At 44.3% G+C, this 16,813-nt stretch carries 19 protein-coding genes; 7 read left to right on the forward strand and 12 right to left on the reverse strand.

Annotated features, from left to right (window positions below; all coding sequences use genetic code 11):
• Positions 1-154: 154 nt before the first annotated feature.
• The 3 genes from AC27HD_RS07520 to AC27HD_RS07530 are packed head-to-tail and all read right to left on the reverse strand — an operon-like array spanning position 155 to position 1,962.
• A complete protein-coding gene (locus AC27HD_RS07520) occupies positions 155-1,147 on the reverse strand; it encodes a MaoC family dehydratase (protein WP_487104793.1) in 993 nt (330 codons plus the stop codon).
• Entirely contained in the window at positions 1,137-1,697 is a 561-nt protein-coding gene (locus AC27HD_RS07525) for a protein YgfX (protein ID WP_487104794.1), read from the reverse strand. Before AC27HD_RS07525 ends, AC27HD_RS07520 begins: the two co-directional genes overlap by 11 nt.
• Positions 1,684-1,962, reverse strand: coding sequence for an FAD assembly factor SdhE (locus AC27HD_RS07530; RefSeq protein WP_200883152.1), 279 nt, complete (start codon positions 1,960-1,962; stop codon positions 1,684-1,686). Before AC27HD_RS07530 ends, AC27HD_RS07525 begins: the two co-directional genes overlap by 14 nt.
• A gap of 153 nt (positions 1,963-2,115) precedes the next feature.
• On the opposite strand from AC27HD_RS07530, the gene ygfZ reads away from it, so the two are divergent.
• On the forward strand, positions 2,116-3,129 hold the full coding sequence (gene ygfZ / locus AC27HD_RS07535) for a CAF17-like 4Fe-4S cluster assembly/insertion protein YgfZ (RefSeq protein WP_487104796.1): 1,014 nt from the start codon (positions 2,116-2,118) through the stop codon (positions 3,127-3,129).
• 55 nt (positions 3,130-3,184) lie between these two features.
• On the forward strand, positions 3,185-3,670 hold the full coding sequence (locus AC27HD_RS07540) for an FKBP-type peptidyl-prolyl cis-trans isomerase (RefSeq protein WP_032096902.1): 486 nt from the start codon (positions 3,185-3,187) through the stop codon (positions 3,668-3,670).
• Positions 3,671-3,738: 68 nt separating this feature from the next.
• On the opposite strand, the gene AC27HD_RS07545 is transcribed toward AC27HD_RS07540, so the two are convergent.
• Positions 3,739-4,077: a P-II family nitrogen regulator gene (locus tag AC27HD_RS07545; protein WP_032096901.1), complete on the reverse strand. Its 339-nt coding sequence runs from the start codon at positions 4,075-4,077 to the stop codon at positions 3,739-3,741.
• 2 nt (positions 4,078-4,079) lie between these two features.
• A complete protein-coding gene (nadE, locus tag AC27HD_RS07550) occupies positions 4,080-4,916 on the reverse strand; it encodes an ammonia-dependent NAD(+) synthetase (protein ID WP_334031664.1) in 837 nt (278 codons plus the stop codon).
• A gap of 286 nt (positions 4,917-5,202) precedes the next feature.
• On the opposite strand from nadE, the gene AC27HD_RS07555 reads away from it, so the two are divergent.
• Positions 5,203-5,769, forward strand: a complete 567-nt coding sequence (locus AC27HD_RS07555; RefSeq protein WP_487104799.1) for a GspH/FimT family pseudopilin — start codon at positions 5,203-5,205, stop codon at positions 5,767-5,769.
• Between the two features lie 11 nt (positions 5,770-5,780).
• Here AC27HD_RS07555 and AC27HD_RS07560 read toward each other — a convergent pair whose 3' ends face one another.
• Complete coding sequence (locus tag AC27HD_RS07560; RefSeq protein WP_032096900.1) at positions 5,781-6,164, reverse strand: type IV pilin protein; 384 nt, start codon at positions 6,162-6,164, stop codon at positions 5,781-5,783.
• A 79-nt stretch (positions 6,165-6,243) separates the two neighbouring features.
• Here AC27HD_RS07560 and AC27HD_RS07565 point away from each other — a divergent pair, with 79 nt between their 5' ends.
• From AC27HD_RS07565 to AC27HD_RS07580, 4 genes are read left to right on the forward strand one after another with little or no spacing between them, the layout of a single operon-like run.
• Complete coding sequence (locus AC27HD_RS07565; protein ID WP_032096899.1) at positions 6,244-6,780, forward strand: hypothetical protein; 537 nt, start codon at positions 6,244-6,246, stop codon at positions 6,778-6,780.
• Positions 6,774-7,370, forward strand: coding sequence for a prepilin-type N-terminal cleavage/methylation domain-containing protein (locus AC27HD_RS07570; protein WP_487104802.1), 597 nt, complete (start codon positions 6,774-6,776; stop codon positions 7,368-7,370). The genes AC27HD_RS07565 and AC27HD_RS07570 overlap by 7 nt, the downstream gene beginning before the upstream one ends.
• A 58-nt stretch (positions 7,371-7,428) precedes the next feature.
• A complete protein-coding gene (locus AC27HD_RS07575) occupies positions 7,429-8,298 on the forward strand; it encodes a hypothetical protein (protein ID WP_487104804.1) in 870 nt (289 codons plus the stop codon).
• 36 nt (positions 8,299-8,334) lie between these two features.
• Positions 8,335-8,631: a hypothetical protein gene (locus AC27HD_RS07580; protein WP_487104806.1), complete on the forward strand. Its 297-nt coding sequence runs from the start codon at positions 8,335-8,337 to the stop codon at positions 8,629-8,631.
• Between the two features lie 58 nt (positions 8,632-8,689).
• Here AC27HD_RS07580 and AC27HD_RS07585 read toward each other — a convergent pair whose 3' ends face one another.
• From AC27HD_RS07585 to ispH, 6 genes are all read right to left on the reverse strand, one after another.
• The gene (locus AC27HD_RS07585) at positions 8,690-9,154 is read right to left on the reverse strand and encodes a type IV pilin protein (protein WP_032096951.1); all 465 of its coding nucleotides are present in this window, start codon (positions 9,152-9,154) and stop codon (positions 8,690-8,692) included.
• Complete coding sequence (locus tag AC27HD_RS07590) at positions 9,154-13,227, reverse strand: PilC/PilY family type IV pilus protein (protein ID WP_487104808.1); 4,074 nt, start codon at positions 13,225-13,227, stop codon at positions 9,154-9,156. The genes AC27HD_RS07585 and AC27HD_RS07590 overlap by 1 nt, the downstream gene beginning before the upstream one ends.
• An 8-nt stretch (positions 13,228-13,235) precedes the next feature.
• Complete coding sequence (locus AC27HD_RS07595; RefSeq protein WP_032096894.1) at positions 13,236-13,799, reverse strand: pilus assembly PilX family protein; 564 nt, start codon at positions 13,797-13,799, stop codon at positions 13,236-13,238.
• Positions 13,796-14,671 carry a PilW family protein gene (locus tag AC27HD_RS07600; RefSeq protein WP_487104810.1) on the reverse strand — a complete coding sequence of 292 codons (876 nt, stop codon included), beginning with the start codon at positions 14,669-14,671 and terminating at the stop codon, positions 13,796-13,798. Before AC27HD_RS07600 ends, AC27HD_RS07595 begins: the two co-directional genes overlap by 4 nt.
• 92 nt (positions 14,672-14,763) lie before the next feature.
• Entirely contained in the window at positions 14,764-15,393 is a 630-nt protein-coding gene (pilV, locus tag AC27HD_RS07605; protein ID WP_052010264.1) for a type IV pilus modification protein PilV, read from the reverse strand.
• 473 nt (positions 15,394-15,866) lie between these two features.
• Complete coding sequence (ispH, locus tag AC27HD_RS07610; RefSeq protein WP_487104812.1) at positions 15,867-16,811, reverse strand: 4-hydroxy-3-methylbut-2-enyl diphosphate reductase; 945 nt, start codon at positions 16,809-16,811, stop codon at positions 15,867-15,869.
• Between the last annotated feature and the right edge of the window lie 2 nt (positions 16,812-16,813).

The raw sequence follows: 16,813 nt of genomic DNA on the forward strand, positions 1-16,813 counted from the left end.
TAAGCGCCAACAAATAACTCGCTAGCTTTGCCCTGTGATTAATACCCTGTACTCGATGCTTTGTACTAGATGCTCTCTACTCAAGATAAGGTACACAGTGGTAATGTTAAACTCTAAAGGTGAGCGTTAAAGTAATCGGTAACGCCCACCTTTTTTAATAATGCAAAAACGCGTGTAAGTGAGTTATTGAGTCTTTCGCACTGGTCACTTCTAGCTCGGCACTATGTTTAACAAACGGGTTAGCACGCGACTTTGATGTTGCGCTTGCAGAACTAGTTGTTTTTTTACTGAACACCGTCAATTCATTTGGTAAATAAACGGGCTGTTTAAACTTACACGACACTTCTTTGATATAGCCGTTGCATAACGCTTTATCACCGACTGAGCCCTGCTCTTTTTCTGCGTTATCTGTGCTTTCGCCATTGGCTTCGACAGTGGCTTCGTCGGCAGTATTGTCAACAAATTGCGAGATTACACAGGCCAGTGTCCACATTCCGTGGGCAATAGCAGTTTTAAAGCCAAATGCCTTTGCAGAAACAGCCGATAGATGAATGGGGTTATAGTCTCCCGAAATAGCGGCATAGCGCCTTCCTGTGTCTGCACTTGCAGTGAGCGTTGATACTAACTCTCGCTGTATGGCCTCATCGCTCTTATCGGTTGAAACGTGCTCAGACTGCGCTGCTCTTGGAGCAACATGCACCGCTTTCACCTTAACTAAGTAACTACTTACAGCTTTATAAACGCACTTTCCGCCTTGCAATGCGTCAAGTAAAACATCCACTTCCCACCCTCTTGCATGAGGTCTAACATCACTAAACCTAACCCGACACTCAACAGGCTCAGAGAGATCGCAGTGCTCAAAAACCTCAACCTTGTTGGCGCAGTGAATTAATCCAAGTAAAGGAAACGGGCTTTGTTTGTCTAATAAACAGCGCATTTGCAAAGGAAGAGAAAGCATTTGCAGATATAAAGGATGAACGTGTTCACTCGCAGGCCAAGCCACTTCCTGACAAAATTTACCGTAGTGTTTATTGTCTATATTGAGGGTTTTGGTGTAAATGCGTTGCGGTAACCGTGGAGGTTTGAACTGCATTAACTGTCGCTTATCAACGCGCTTAAACAATGATTTTGTATATTCACGAAACATTCATTTTGTCCCTAAGTCCATATCCTTTTCTGACATAAATTACCGCTCTACATAATCTGCGATAATCACGTTCAGAACATTCGTTTTTCAGTACCCAGCAAAAGTGAGCGTGATCTTTATCGGACCATTTTTGTTTTACTCGAGCCATCTCCAGACAAATCCCCCAAGGGAAAAGCTGAGACGCACCGTGAAGCTGAAATATATCATTAGTCTGAGAGCTGGTAAGTCTTTTTCTTATCAGATTCATAAACTTGTCACAAGAGACGCCGTCTACAATATGCACGACACCCTCGTCCGACAACATCAAATCCAGTTGATTTAGAGAATTGGTCTGCATTGATTGACTTGGCTTTGATTGACAAAAAAGCGAACAGTGAATCCATATAAGAAGCAGGGGGAGCGTGAGAGCAATAAGAGTTGTCTCATCAATCCACGACAACAGACTTGATGGCAAACATTGCAATACGACTAACAGTAGAGCGGAGAGAGTGACGCGGTTGAACGTCACTCTATAAGGTGAGTACGATATGTGTATTCTATACTTTGACACGATTGACGACGGTTGAAATCATCGCCGCTAACTCAGGGTCGTCGCATTTTTGATGACCCATTATCCACGCGAACAAATCAGGATCGTCGCTTGTTAGTAAACGCTCGAAGGTGACTTTTTCTTCGTAGCTTAATTCGTCGAACGCTTGCTCTACAAAAGGCAGTAATAATACATCTAGTTCAAGCATGCCGCGGCGGCATGCCCACTTTAATCTCGCTAATCGTTTGGGTTCAAACATATATTCTTTAACCTCAATTGTTATCATTAAATAGTACCACGCGTGTCACCGAAGGATCACTGCTCTTTTGGTCTGATAAGCAATTAACGTAAAGAATTTACGACTGCCTGCCACCTCCCCCTTGATAAATCAGCTTTTTGCCATACCTTGAGATTATACGTTTCTAAAAAGAGCGCCATCATGTCACTAAAAACGCTAGATGCACTACCACAACATTATGCTGTAACACTTGGCAACACCATGATTATATCCCTCGAAGGTGAGCAAGTGGATAGCTATCTGCAGGGCCAACTAACTGTCAATATTAATAAGCTAGATGACAAGACGGTACGGCACTACGCCCATTGCGATAACAAAGGTAAAACATGGTCAACGGGGTACCTGGCGCGATTTGGCTCAAAAATACTGCTACTGACTAATGAAGACGCTGGTGCACGTACCCTGGCTGAGCTCAATAAGTACGGCGTATTTTCAAAAGTAGACATCGTTGATAGCAGCAGCGAATTCAGTGCTTTTTTTGTTTCAGGCGCTGAAGCGGTAGCCCTTTTAAGCAAACATTTCCCTGACGTGTCTCTAGACGAAACCGATAGCGACGGTTCTCTTATCAGTTATCAAAACGAGTATGGGCTTTGCTTTAAAACCGATACCGCGCAACAGGGGTACTTCGTAGTTCTGCACCAACAAGCTAGCGACGACGTTACAGCAAACATAGCCAAGAACGCACTTCCCTGTTATGCACAATCGGTGTTTGACGCCATAAAAATTGCTAATGCCCACGCGACAGTCAACGGAAGTACAGTGGGTGAATATGTACCGCAGATGCTAAACGTACACGCCCTTAATGCCATTGATTTTGATAAAGGCTGCTACATGGGCCAAGAAGTGGTGGCGAGAACCCGTTTTTTAGGGAAAAACAAACGTGCTGCATTCAGTTTTTGTATTGATGGAAATGTTGAGGTTTCTGCAGGAGACACTATTGAGAAGCAGCTTGGCGATAATTGGCGAAGAGCAGGCTTGGTAACAAGCGTTGCCCGTTTAGATAATGAAACTCACTTTATGGCGGTACTTTCTAACGATACCACCCCACAAGATTTACACAGGTTGGCTGATAATGAGGCTGTAACCTGTTACCCTTATGCTCTGCCGTACAGTATTGAGCAACAAGCCAGCAACATCATAAAGAAACGTCGCTGATTTTACGGCAAACGATTTACATTCATTACCCACATGGGAAAACTTAGGATTTTATATGACTATTACCTCTGATAGCGTTGTAACACTTCACTATACTGTTTCAACCGAAGATGGAACCACATTGGATTCTTCTGAAGGAAAAGAACCGCTAGTCGTGTTGCTTGGTCAACGCTTCCTTATTGAGGGACTAGAAGACGCATTAATTGGAAAAGACAAAGACGATAGCTTCAACGTTTCTATCGAGCCTGAAAAAGCATACGGAGAGCGTGTAGACGAGTTAGTTCAAACCGTTCCTCGTTCAATGTTTGAAGGTACAGAAGTTGAAGTAGGTATGTCTTTTCGTGCCACTACACCACAAGGCGAACAGTCTGTCATTATTATAGAGACCAATGATGAAGAAGTGGTTGTTGATGGTAACCATCCTTTGGCGGGTATTCCATTAACGTTTGACGTTAATGTGGTAGATATTCGAGAAGCGACTGAGCAAGAGCGCGAACATGGACATGTGCACGGACCTGAAGGTTGCGGACACGACCACTAAGCCACACGCTATAGCGAAAAAAAAGGGAGCAGCACGCTCCCTTTTTTGTGCGCTTTTACAGGGTTCGATTAGATAGCGTCTTCGTTCTGCTCACCGGTTCGGATTCGAACCGCACTTTCTACGTTATAAACGAATATTTTGCCGTCGCCAATTTTACCTGTTTTGGCAGCCGACTGAATAGCATCTAATGCTTGTTCCACGCGCTCGTCGTCGAGCACTAACTCAACCTTAATTTTAGGGAGGAAATCGACTTGGTATTCAGCGCCGCGGTAAAGTTCAGTATGCCCTTTCTGCCTGCCGAAACCTTTTACCTCAGTAACGGTCATCCCTGCAATACCGACTTCAGCTAATGCTTCCCTTACATCGTCCATTTTAAATGGCTTAATGATAGCTTCAATTTTTTTCATGACTACAACTCATCATAGATTGTTGGAATGGGTACACGCTTGTGCTGTGTACGTTCATAAATATAAAGCAATTTCTCTTCCACTTCAGCGGAAACTGGCTTACCTTCCAGAAAATCATCGATTTGATCGTAAGTCATTCCCAGCGCTTGCTCATCTGCTTTCTGTGGAGACAGGCTTTCCAAGTCTGCTGTAGGGGCTTTGGTGATCACGTTGTGAGGCGCACCTAAATGCGATGCCAGTGCTCTAACTTGACGTTTACTTAAACCAAAAAGCGGGGCTAGGTCGCAAGCACCGTCGCCGTATTTCGTATAGAACCCTGTAATATTTTCAGCCGAATGATCGGTACCTAGCACAAGCCCATCCACCATGCCGGCAATCTCATATTGCGTGACCATACGCGCTCTCGCTTTAACGTTGCCTTTCACAAAGTCTTGTTTGGCAGTACTGTCAGGAAGCAACCCCGTCTCTTTCAGTGCGTTTGTTGTAGAAGTATGTATGGCATCAACGCCTGGCTGAACATTGACGGTCACAGAATGTGAGGGTTGAATAAAGTCGATAGATTGCTGTGCATCATCTTCATCAGCTTGGGTGTCATAAGGAAGTCTGACTGCTATAAACTGGTAGTTTTCATGATTTTCTTTATTCAATTCATTGACGGCAAGCTGTGCTAATTTGCCCAAAGTACATGAATCTATCCCGCCGCTAATACCTAGCACTAAAGAGTTTAATCCTGAGGTGAGCAACTGTTTTTTTATAAATGACACTCTTCGCGCTACCTCAAATTCAACATCGATTTCAGGAAGCACTTGCATCTCTTCAATAACTGCTTGTTTTTGCATCATAATATCCACATGTTTTTTAAGCGTCTTAGTCAGTGAGTTTACGATATTATCCGTATAGATGTTAGTGGCAAGATTAAATGCCACCGTTAATCGTAGTACGTGTAGTAGGCTTATCATAAAGACGTATAGCGAACTATGCGCAATAGAAGTAAAACATACGCTATGCCCAACCACTTTAGTGTACGCTAAATGTTGGCGTTTTTGTTTATCAAATTCTGCATACGGGATTAAAAAAGTGTCAGATTTTGACCAAGAACTTTGAGTAATTATGATAAAAAGTCGAATGAAAAATAATAGACAGGTTACAGTAAACCAAGCAGGGCTAACCCTGCTAGAGCTGCTCATTGCCATAGCGATTGTTGCTATTATGCTGACGACGGTTGCCCCTGCTATACAAAGCATTCTGATAAAAAACAGGATCACTTCAGATCTTAACAGCTTAAGTGCAGTGGCCCAGCGTGCTCGATTTACAGCAGTAGATGAGCAATCAAACGTAGTTATGTGTCCAACCAAAAATTACACAAGCTGTGTGAGCAGCTGGAAAAACGCCACCATGATTTTTGTTGATGACAATGGTAACGGCTCCCGTGATACTTCTGAAACGCTTATCACCACCAGCGATCCACTCAATAGCGCAAATACAATTTACGGCATATCGGGCACTATCACCTTCAACGAGCAAGGCGGCATAAGTCAAGCAGCCACCATTACGCTCTGCCCAAAAGACAATAGCAGCGAATATGCGTCAGCACTGCTTCTCTCGCTGTACGGCCGAATTTCAGTGGCCATAGACAGTGATGGAGATGGCACGAAAGAAGACTTAACAGGCGCAGATTTGAGCTGTTCATAAGTAAAGTGAGCTTAATGAGCTAACCAACACTGCCTTGGCAATAAAGCCGTGTTGGTGACAACAAGCGTCCGGCAAGGGGCCTTGCTATCAAAATACGTGAGCACTGCCTTAAACTCGTAATGGCTATTACTGCTCGCTACTTCCTTAATTTTTACACCGCCAGTGTCTATGTTAGGTAACTTTGATAGCGGAACAAAGGCTCCGCTACTAAGCCAATACCGCGACTGAATGGCCTGAAGTTTTATCATGTGGCTTTTCGCCAAATAGCGAGACGTTACCCTTTTCCCTGATTCATAAGACTGCATTGTTAATGTGGTTAAAATACCCACAATACACAATACAATTAACAGCTCAACAAGGGTAAGCCCTCTCTTTTTAAAACAATTACCTTCCATAGTACAGATTACCTGCGTCTCAATTTCCCTATAGATTAACCATATCAATTCACCCTATATGGCATAACCGACCCCAAGCATGGTTTATAACAACGCCGTTAAGTACAAACAGCACATAGCTGGTTTAACATTACTAGAGCTAATGGTCACACTCTCCATCTTCATTATTACACTGCTTTTAGCTGCGCCTTCCTTTGCACAGTGGCACGAGGCGAACAAGTTTAAACAGGCTCTTCGTCATATCAGTAGCCTTGCAGAGACTGCAAAAGTAGTCGCCGTAGCCTCACAATCAAATGTGTCATTTGTGGTAGACGTTACTGGTGGACAATGTGCGGGAAGTAGCCGACTAGTATCCTGTGATTGCTCAGCCCCCAGTGCCTGTAGCATTGATGGAAAAGAGTATGCATTCTTAGCAACGCAATCAGGAATGACTCTGACAACCGCGAACAATAAGAATCGCATTGTTACCTTTAGCAAATTCGGCGCGGTAAACTTCTCAAACAATACGACAATCACGGTAAAAAGCCCGTCTCATTCTGGCAAGGTGGTGATAAGCGCCTTAGGACGAATTAAACACTGCTCCACATCCAGCCTAAGCGGTGTTGCCACATGTTGAAAAGTAAAGGGTTTAGCCTAGTTGAACTGCTTGTGGCCACTGGTATAGCAAGCACTTTACTGGTTTTGGCGTCCCGTCATACTGCATTCTTTTACAGTGCGCTGTTAAAAGTTCAACATACCGTTGCCATTGAAGCCGAAATTCAGTCACTGCAGCATGTTATTACTGCTCACTTAGAACAAGCAGGCTATATAGAGCAACCAATAGCGACACAGCTTGCCGTCTCTCATGCAAGCCTGCCGTCTATCGATGTTTCTCGTTTTAGCTCCGAAGCGCCAAATAGCTGTTTTACCTTCTCTTATGACAAAAACAGTGACGGCACTATTACGCTTACCCCAAATGAGTTTTTTGGTTTTAGATTACGAAATAAGGCTATTGAATATCGCGTTGGGAAACGAAGCTGTTCGCAAACTCACTGGCAAGACTTAACCGACACCAAAGATGTTAGCGTGAGTGAATTTTCGATTACCCGATTGCATGTAAGTGGATGGGGAGTTGCCTATGAAATATACATCAAAGCCTTTAGCAGTGTATTTTCTGGCGTTGAAGCCTCAACAACATTTATTGTGGAGGTGGCCAATGTTAAATAGCGCGTTGTTGAGTAGCTTATTATTCACTCGCTCTTTGTTAAAGAGCATCTCAGTTACAATGAAGACGCTGTGCACTTACCGACGAAAACAGCAAGGTCTTTTTATTATTTCGTCTGTGCTTGTACTTCTGAGCATTGCGGCATTCACCTTAACTAGCGTAACCGTTGCAGTTAGTGACTTTCAAGCAATTCAGGAAGCTTTAGGAGTTACCCAGGAACGCTACTTAGACACAAAAAAAGAAATGCGCAATATTAGCTCTCAGCTTCGTACTCAACCTCCCAACACAGTTGCACTAGGTAATACATCAATAGCACACACTATTGTATCTAGTAATTATCTTGGCGATGACGTTCAAACGGTGAAAGCCTTCGATATAGCGCTGCATCACGCTAAAACCGATACCAAAGTTAAACAACGTTTTTTACGATACCCATCGTTTATCAAAATACCTACAAAACTACAGGCCACCACACCAGATACACACCTCACCCAGTGGCTTTTTAACAGAAGCGCTTCTGCCCTAGTGCCAACCTATTTTCCGTTAAGTGTTGTTGCAAGTTCATGTACCGATTTAGATGAGGCAACCATGCATTGGATTAACGGAGATTGTGAACTTAACAACAACGACGTAGAGCATAGCAGCAGTACAAATCCGATGCTGCTTATCATTAAAAACGGTCATTTAACTGTGCTAGGCGGAACGTCTTTTTACGGCGTGATCATTTTATTATCAGACAATGGAATTGCTTACTCTGCGACAGTGGAGCACGGTGCTAGCATAAATGGAGCTCTCACCTCCTCACATACTATTACTTTGCAAAATGATGGTGCCGTCACATACTCGCCACATCTTTTGCGCACTCTTCAACGGGCACCCAAGCTGGCTAAAATTATTGCTGTTCCCGGTAGCTGGCATGCACAGTTTTAATGCAGCCATAAACACTATTTTGAGAGACAGAGAGATATGATGAAAACCATGAGCAGAATGTGTTGTGAAAACCGACATCATTTAAATAGAGAGCGCGCGCAACACGGAGGCGCATTGGTTGAAGTACTTATAGCGACTGCCCTATTTTTATCAGTCACAGTGGGTATGGTTGGAGCGTATACTCACACTGAATCGCTATGGATTGCCATTTATGACAAGAAGCTTTCTCGCAATACCGATATAAATACTGCGAGAGAGCAAATGATGATTGATAGCTATGAGCAAGCCTGGGCCGATGTTCAAGAATTGGGCCATTTAACACGTATACATTAACAATAATCCCTTAGCTTATCTTCTTGTAGTTTAAGCCTTAAGCGCTCCCAATAGTAACTTAGCAAGACCAACAGTACTCGCCAGTGTCTAGTGAGCCATTGTTGTTTCTATCCCAACCTTTTCGACCATCGCTGAAGTAAAATAAGGCGCCATCGTCTGCTTGCCCAGAGCCGCTCACAGGCGTGGCCTTGAGCTCATAGCTAGTGGCATTTGCGGCAACGATCGTTAAGTTATAGCGCTTGCTTGCCGCATTTTCAGATGATGGTGAATAGGTGGCAAATACAGCAGGCGCCCCCGTGTTGCTTCCACTACTGCCAGCGCCTTCATAACTAAACGAACCGCTTTGATGCCGCTCCATGGCAGCAGCAAAGGCGAGTAGGTCAGCTTGCCCTGTTCCTCTGTAGCCATCAGCTATAACCCCCTGATAAGAGGGATATGCAATACCTGCAATGATGCCAATAATAGTCACTACAATCATTAGCTCAATCAGTGAAAAGCCCTGTTGTTTTACCTTACTCACAATTATTGCTCTCGCTCTGTCTCTGAATGCCAACTTCCGCGCTGAATACGCTCGAATCGCCCGTAAATATTCTGCCCCAAACACTCAAAGGCAGAGGTACATGCTTCGTCGTTTCCGTCCTCATCTACTTCAATAACAGCAGAAACACACTCTGTACCTAAACACACAACCGGACTGGTAATGCTCTCAATCAGAATTTTGGTTTCTGGCGCAATCCCCGTCTGTTTGAGATCCGCAGCACGGTCACCGTCATCAAGAATACCGTTAATATTTAGGTCTGTAAGGGCATTACCGTTAAACAAATTAACCAAGTAAGCCCGACTGTTGCCAGTAGGCGGTGCACAGGCACTCGTGCTACTTGAAGATGGCACATACGTAGTAAAGAATACTTTATAGTCAATGATCAGCGGTGATGACAATACCTTCTCCCCCCCAGTGGAAAGATTGAGGTACCATCCAGCTTTATTGGCAAAGTCCTGAGCTGCAATCTCTCGCTCAGACTCAACCGAACTGGTTAATGCATGGCTGGTTGCGTTATACATATCGCTTTCAAACACCGTTGACATAAACTTATAGTCACCGTCTGTATCGCGGTTGAATACGCCGTCGTCTTTAAGCATGTAGAAGTTGTCTTCCACCGCAGTATCCAACGGTGATGCACGCCAGCCACTGCCTAATGCCACGCCGTAATACAATTCATCACCTAAAGCGACTTCGGACACATCAGGACCGTAATAGAAACGGCGATTTGACTCTGCAGTATCACCGCCAAAGTCGGCTAATCGAGCGCCCTTGATAAAGTCGGCCCCTGTTTCGCCATTATAGATATCAAGTCTAAATAGCTGCCCGCCAGTATCGGCCACGTACATATGATCGGCCAAACCATCGTTATCCCTGTCAATCACAGAAATTCGACCTGGAATACTGTATTGCATGCTCGTTAGGTTTAAATTGGCATCAGCATTACTGGCATGCCATAAAAGCGCACCGGTATCGGCATCGAACATAAAGACAGCATTACCAAAGTTATCGCCGCTCCTAGTTACTCTGTTATCTTGAGCATTGTCATATCCGCCGCCAACAATCATGACGTCTTTTACCACGCCCCCTATTTTGACTTTGGTAATTGTGGGTCGAGACCAAGTTTCGCCAAGCTTACTCAAACTACCAGTGCCACCTTCAATTTTGTACACTAATTTTGGCGATGTCTTTTGCGTCACATCAAAAACATAATAGTTGCGGCCACCTCTACGCATGCCAAGATAAAGATACATCTTGTTGCCAACAGTTCGCAGTACCATATCCCCATCAAGCCCATACTGATGATCATAAGAGGAGATATTTTCATAGAGATAATTAAGATTAGACAATAACTCTCTTGGCATTATGGCGAAGTTTTCATCGCCAGTCTTTGTATCTATGGAGTGCAACATACCGTGATTGGTTGCCACAAATATGGCTGAATCGTCTGTACTGTAATTCACAATTATAGGTTGTGAGTGTATTGGGTCGCCCATTCTAGAGACAAAGTCACTGGTACTGCCATCACCGTCCTCATCCTTAACGTCCACGCCGCGCGCCCATTTCAATAAAACATCTCGAAGCGCCTCGGAATCAGTTTCACTAACAATAGCTAAATCTGACTCAGTAATAGAGCTATTGTCTTCGTGCAGTTCATTGTTGCTGCTAATTATAGCGCCAGCCTCATCGAATACGTAGAGGTTGCGTTCAGACGTGAGTTTGCTTGCAGCACCGCCATTTCTTACATCGCTTCCGTCAGCAAACACAGACCAGAAACTATGCGAACTTTCAGAGAAAAAGCCGGTAACACTGTCTACCGCACTTGAATCGTTTTTATCCAAAACGTCTTCACCGCTCAATCGATAACGTTTCAAATTCCCAGGCCAAACAGCACCTTCACTGGGCTTAAATAAAGCGAAATAAAGCTCATCTCGATGGGTTAATCGGTTTAACTGGTTTACCGCCACACCTGGCGATACAAAGGTGGCATTAACGTCCTTAACAGAGCGCAATATGGTATTAAACGCTTCTAACAAATCTTCGCTGTTATCCGCTTGGTAGAATCCGCCCCCGCTTTGAATAGCAAGCTGATTTAAAAAGTTATTTGCAGTACTGTTAGCAGCAAAACCTATAGTGTGTGTTATCACCCGAGGGCCAATGGCTGAGGTTTCTGCTTTACTGATATTTTTGACTAAATTTAGCCCACATTTTTCATCACCGTTGCCTGTGCAGGTTTCCCCCAAAAGGGCTTGAATTTCATCAACGCTGTGATTATTGTTCGCCTCACCGTCTGATAGCAGCACAATATGATTATTCGTTTGACATTGAAGGTCTGAAACAGGAGAGATATAAGTAGCACCTACGGGAATTCTCTCGTTGATACAGTCACTATCGGACAGGTTTCCCTCGTTACAACCAGCAGGCCTTATAGGATCGCCACCAAGGTAAGATAACCGGTGGCTAACTCGGGTATTCCGCCTAACATCATCGCCAACTCCACTCTTACCTCTCTCTAGTCCATAATAAACTGAGTTTCCACCGAAGTAATTTGCTGCTTCATACAGGGTATCTACAATTGGGGTAAACCCACTTGTACTTAACTCGTCCACCTTACTGATTAAATGCTGTCTAACCGTAGAGGAAGACCCCGGAGTTGCTGCTCCCTTATATTTAACAATTAGACGTGGCGCCCCTGATGGTTGTCCATTGTATGAATATGCTCCCCGTCTACCGTTAAAATTGTTGAAGATAAATGCCATGTTGTTTCCAGGTTGCCATCCAGAGCGGTCAACAATTTCCTTTACTATGTTACTAATGTCAGGAGTACGATAGGCGCTATTTTTATAGAACTTTGGCATGTTCCATGTGAGCCCAGATGTTTTAGGAAGATTTTTTAAATTATTTTTATTATTTGAGCCGAATGTAGTAATGCTATCCCGTTCCACGCCGCGAATAAGCATACTGGCATTATTCGCCGTATTTGTTTCATAAGCTGTGAACTCTAGATAAGCTTCGTCAATCGTAGCTCCTTGGGGAAGATTGAGATTATTAAAGCGAACACCGACAAAGTTATTCCAGTCGTTTCTAAAGTTCAGATAACTCCCAGTGTTAGGTTTCCCCTTGGTATCTTCTTCCATATTGTCTGATTGACTAGCTACTTGGTAAACACTTTCTCCCTGTGTGCAACCAGTAGCAGTTGAATCATCGTAAGACACAACCAGTTGCGGGGCACCACTTACACCCTCGTCAATAGCTCTCACACGGCGGTCGCTTAATCCTGTAATACTACTGCCCTCAATAAGTACATTAAGGTCTTTACCACCGCACCAATCGTTAAGGTCGACGACTTCTTGTATAACACCGCTGATATCTGGCGTGGTAATAACCTCTCCTGTTGTGGGGAAGCTGTTAGCTGCCAACCACTCTACGTTTGTGGCCGTTTTAGGTCTTGAGGAGAGGTTGCTTGAAGATGAACTAAACGCTGTAGTGTCGGCCTGGCCCTCTGCAGAAATCACTAAGGAGGTGTCAGCAATATTAAACCCTTCTGACGTAAACCGAATATTAGCGCTCACAATCGTGGCGCCTTGGGGAATTTGCAGTGTTTCAAAACGAAACCCTGAGGTAACGGTATCGGTACCTTTACTGAGGATAACTTCATTTGAAGATGTTGTTACCGAGCCGTCTATCTCATGGGCATCGTTGTTACTTGAGCCGGTAGATACTACAATTTCAGGGCGAACCGCATTATCTATATCCTTGACAGGATATAGAATTGGGCCACCGTAATCAGAAAAACGCATAAGCCCAGCATTGATATTCGTCGCTGAACCGAGAGCATTTTTTAGTGCATTTTGTACGCGCAGCATACGGGACTTACCAGTACCATCTTTCCCACTCATACTTCCCGACGTATCCATGATAAAAATAACGTTAGGGTTGTAGGTTACTGCGCTATCCGCATTTCCAAGATAGATATCTAAATCGTCGCCAATGGCAGAAAATGCAATGCAGCTAAATAAAACCGTTGATGTGAAGTAACTAATTAACTTTTTCATATTACTACCTATTGAGATGCTGGGCCAAAGACCGACGCGGCGAGTGAATTTGCTACCACCGAAGGCTTACCGGAAACCTTCCCACATCCTCTAATAATAAAAACATGACAGTTAACATTGCTGCCACCAATAACGTTGCTCGAGCCTCGACAAGCCTGTTCTCGTATAAAAGCAGTTCGAGACCAACTCTTAGTCGACATAGACGACTGATAATTTCCTGAAGTAACGTGACGACTTCCCGTAGTTAAACCACCGGCAGTCATATGCCTGTCCGTCCAGTCTCCTTCATCAAAACAGCTCATTTCATCTGCATTAGGGTCGAAAATAGTCCCCTGCCTTGCCTCTGAAAGCGGATCGGTTAACGTATCGTCAGCAAGTAACACTTCATCCTCTGACTCAAAGAACACTCCGGCTATTGCTGATTCGGCCGCATCAAATGCTAGACCGCTTTGCTGCATCGACATGGCCATTTTCGATTGCGATAAGCTGCTAGTGACTGCGCTCACACCTAATACGGTGATAGAAAGCAGTACAAGTAGTGCAAACACCATGACTAAACCACGCTGTTTCATCGTGAACTCCTAACAAAATTTTTCATATTGCGAAGCGCAAGTGTCTTAGAAAAGACCTGATAGTAATGTGCTGTATCCATGGTTTTTGCGGCTTCGTTAAGTAATGCAAATTTTTGTGCGTTCGTTTGGCGCACTTCATTTTGATAACTCTTTAACATGAGCGCCCACCGAAGTGAGACAACCTGTTGATTCAATGTACGTAAGTTTCCAATCTGGTCAGATGTAACGTAAGTAACCGCCTGCCCCTGTGATGTCGTTACCGTATCTGACACGCCAAATTGAATTTGAAAACTTTCGATATTATCTAATAAGGTAACCGTTACTGGAGACACCGTTTGAGATTTAAGGCCGCGAAGTACCCTTCCATCAAAGCCAGTGCATTTAAGCTCACTGCCAACAACAAAGTAATGATTCACCACGTGAAATTCGGTGTCCACCGGGTAGCCATGTCTGCTGCCGGTACAATCATTAGCAGCCAAAAGATTCACCACTAGCTTGTCATTTCCACCGCTAGTGGTTTGAATACTGCCTAGCGTAGCGCTGTTAATGAAATCTCCGGGGATGGCAACAGGATTATTCTGAATGTAGGCTGATTCGGCTACAGTATCCACGGACGTATCCACGTTGGCAGTGATAAGGTCGTAACGACCCACTTCGTAAAACTCACTCGACAGTCGACTCATAATAAAACGACCCGATTCCTGTACTTGCGACACCGCCTGATTGAGTTTATTTGTTACGCTGCTGCTTACCAATACCTGAATGATGGCACCTGAGATAATAAGTCCAAGGGTGAGGGTTATCATTAACTCCACCAATGAAAAACCGCCTTGGTTAGCTCTAGGTGCGCTGCTTATGTAATTATTGTTCATATGATCAGTATTGAAAGAAACACTGCTTTTGGAAACACGCCTTTTAAAAGAGCGGCTCTTAAACAAAATAGCTAAGCACACATTTGAGCGCCTCATAACGTAATATCCTTAACAACACAGGCATTACTATCGCCGGTATCCGGATTACATCGGCTATTCTTGGTGTATTGTCGCGTGCTCGAAGACGCAACAGGCCATGTCAACATCACTTCAATGCGCGACCCAGTGCTGCAGGAATAAATATCTGCACTATTATTGTCATCGCAACTCACTGCAATCTCAGTTTGTGGGTTAGTTTGCACCGCCGAGCAGGATAACGCCCATCCATCGTACTCTGCCATCTGCAGTTCTGTGCAGTTATTACTTTCGCAGTTGGGAACACCGGCTGGGCGAGTTAGACAAAAGCACTGATAAGGTTGGCTAGAGCCGGTGCAGCTTAATGTGGAGAAGTTGTATGAATTGCTGGAGAAATAGGCATTATTTACTACCATACCATCACCAACAGTCGCAGGCCGTGCTGCTGCGCGCAAACGCTCAGCCACTTGTGCGGCAACTAATTCGGCTTGTGTTCTACTAATTGCATCTTTATTGGCAAATGACCCGGTAAATTGAAGCGCAGCAACACCTAACAACCCTACAGCAAGAATAAATAGGGTAATAAGGATCTCAATTAATCCTACGCCTCGTTGCGAGATAATGGGGTTATCCTTAACGTGCTTCATTGTTTCCTTATGCGTTGCCATAATTGTCTAACCAACTATTAGTCATTTACATTAATGCCAGTACAGCAGTTTAGACGGTAAGCGTACTAAAAAAAGTATCTTTGATGATTAAAACGTATAATTTAATAACATCATGCCTTTTAGTTTTTTCGCTCTTAATACCAAAGCTAAGCCAAATATATTTACCATCTCTCTCGAAATCTCTTGGCCTACGCAGGTAATCAGCAGGATTTTCATCGACAAACGTATTAGGCAGAAGCAATATTATCGGTATGATTATCCATTCTTTTCTGGTTTACGCCAGTAGCCTTTAGCATAAAAAAACCGCAGTAAAAACTGCGGTTTTTTTTAGCTTCACTGAGGTATTGTGATAGCGCCTTGATAGCTTTAGTCTTTGCTACCTTTGTTAAGCGAGTGCAACGTTATTGCGCTAAAACCTACTTGCTTGTACCCATTTGCTTACGCCCACCTACTTACACTACCTGCCTTACTCGAAGCTCTTTAGGCACCGCAAATTCAACGTTCTCTTCTCTACCCGAACGTTCGGAAGCAGAAACGGCTCCCCATGCTTTAAGTCGATCCACAACCCCTTGCACAAGTACTTCAGGAGCCGAAGCGCCAGCGGTAACGCCAACATGGTTAACATTTTCTAGCCAAGACTGTTGAATGCAGTTTGCATCGGCAATGAGATATGCTTTTGCGCCAATCTTCTCCGCAAGCTCACGCAGACGATTGGAGTTAGAGCTATTCTGCGCCCCTACTACCAACAACACATCACAATCTGTTGCCAAATCGCGTACCGCATCTTGTCGATTTTGCGTAGCGTAGCAAATATCGTCTTTACGAGGACCATTAATAGCGGGAAACTTCGCGCGTAGCGCGTCGATAACGTCAGCGGTATCATCTACCGACAGCGTAGTTTGACTGCAGTAATAGAGCCTTGACGGGTCTTTGACCGTTAGTTTTTCAACATCGCTTTCTGACTCGACAAGGTAGATGCCGCCATCTTCATTGCTATATTGCCCCATAGTGCCTTCAACTTCCGGGTGCCCTGCATGCCCAATTAAAATGCATTCAGTTCCAGATTTACTCGCACGGGTGACTTCCATATGCACCTTAGTCACTAATGGACAGGTAGCGTCAAATACTTTCAGGCCTCTCGAAGTCGCATTTTTGCGCACGGCCTGTGACACGCCATGCGCCGAAAAGATAACAATGCTGTCGTCTGGCACTTCATGAAGCTCATCCACAAACAGTGCGCCGCGCTCGCGAAGCCCATCAACAACAAACTTGTTGTGCACAACTTCATGGCGTACATAGATAGGCGGTTCAAACATCTCTAAAGCGCGCTCTACTATCGTGATTGCGCGGTCAACGCCGGCACAAAAGCCTCGTGGATTAGCTAAATGAATTTGCATAG

It is taken from the genome of Alteromonas sp. 4NS20-0143, assembly GCF_057542855.1.

Excerpts from the sequence above, each read along its gene's own strand:
- AC27HD_RS07580 (WP_487104806.1), top strand. The coding sequence starts at position 8,335 with ATGATGAAAACCATGAGCAGAATGTGTTGTGAAAACCGACATCATTTA.
- nadE (WP_334031664.1), bottom strand. The coding sequence starts at position 4,916 with ATGCAAAAACAAGCAGTTATTGAAGAGATGCAAGTGCTTCCTGAAATC.
- ygfZ (WP_487104796.1), top strand. The coding sequence starts at position 2,116 with ATGTCACTAAAAACGCTAGATGCACTACCACAACATTATGCTGTAACA.
- AC27HD_RS07565 (WP_032096899.1), top strand. The coding sequence starts at position 6,244 with ATGGTTTATAACAACGCCGTTAAGTACAAACAGCACATAGCTGGTTTA.
- AC27HD_RS07560 (WP_032096900.1), bottom strand. The coding sequence starts at position 6,164 with ATGGAAGGTAATTGTTTTAAAAAGAGAGGGCTTACCCTTGTTGAGCTG.
- AC27HD_RS07540 (WP_032096902.1), top strand. The coding sequence starts at position 3,185 with ATGACTATTACCTCTGATAGCGTTGTAACACTTCACTATACTGTTTCA.
- AC27HD_RS07590 (WP_487104808.1), bottom strand. The coding sequence starts at position 13,227 with ATGAAAAAGTTAATTAGTTACTTCACATCAACGGTTTTATTTAGCTGC.
- ispH (WP_487104812.1), bottom strand. The coding sequence starts at position 16,811 with ATGCAAATTCATTTAGCTAATCCACGAGGCTTTTGTGCCGGCGTTGAC.
- AC27HD_RS07530 (WP_200883152.1), bottom strand. The coding sequence starts at position 1,962 with ATGATAACAATTGAGGTTAAAGAATATATGTTTGAACCCAAACGATTA.
- AC27HD_RS07545 (WP_032096901.1), bottom strand. The coding sequence starts at position 4,077 with ATGAAAAAAATTGAAGCTATCATTAAGCCATTTAAAATGGACGATGTA.
- pilV (WP_052010264.1), bottom strand. The coding sequence starts at position 15,393 with ATGAAGCACGTTAAGGATAACCCCATTATCTCGCAACGAGGCGTAGGA.
- AC27HD_RS07575 (WP_487104804.1), top strand. The coding sequence starts at position 7,429 with ATGAAGACGCTGTGCACTTACCGACGAAAACAGCAAGGTCTTTTTATT.
- AC27HD_RS07520 (WP_487104793.1), bottom strand. The coding sequence starts at position 1,147 with ATGTTTCGTGAATATACAAAATCATTGTTTAAGCGCGTTGATAAGCGA.
- AC27HD_RS07595 (WP_032096894.1), bottom strand. The coding sequence starts at position 13,799 with ATGAAACAGCGTGGTTTAGTCATGGTGTTTGCACTACTTGTACTGCTT.
- AC27HD_RS07600 (WP_487104810.1), bottom strand. The coding sequence starts at position 14,671 with ATGAACAATAATTACATAAGCAGCGCACCTAGAGCTAACCAAGGCGGT.
- AC27HD_RS07555 (WP_487104799.1), top strand. The coding sequence starts at position 5,203 with ATGAAAAATAATAGACAGGTTACAGTAAACCAAGCAGGGCTAACCCTG.
- AC27HD_RS07570 (WP_487104802.1), top strand. The coding sequence starts at position 6,774 with ATGTTGAAAAGTAAAGGGTTTAGCCTAGTTGAACTGCTTGTGGCCACT.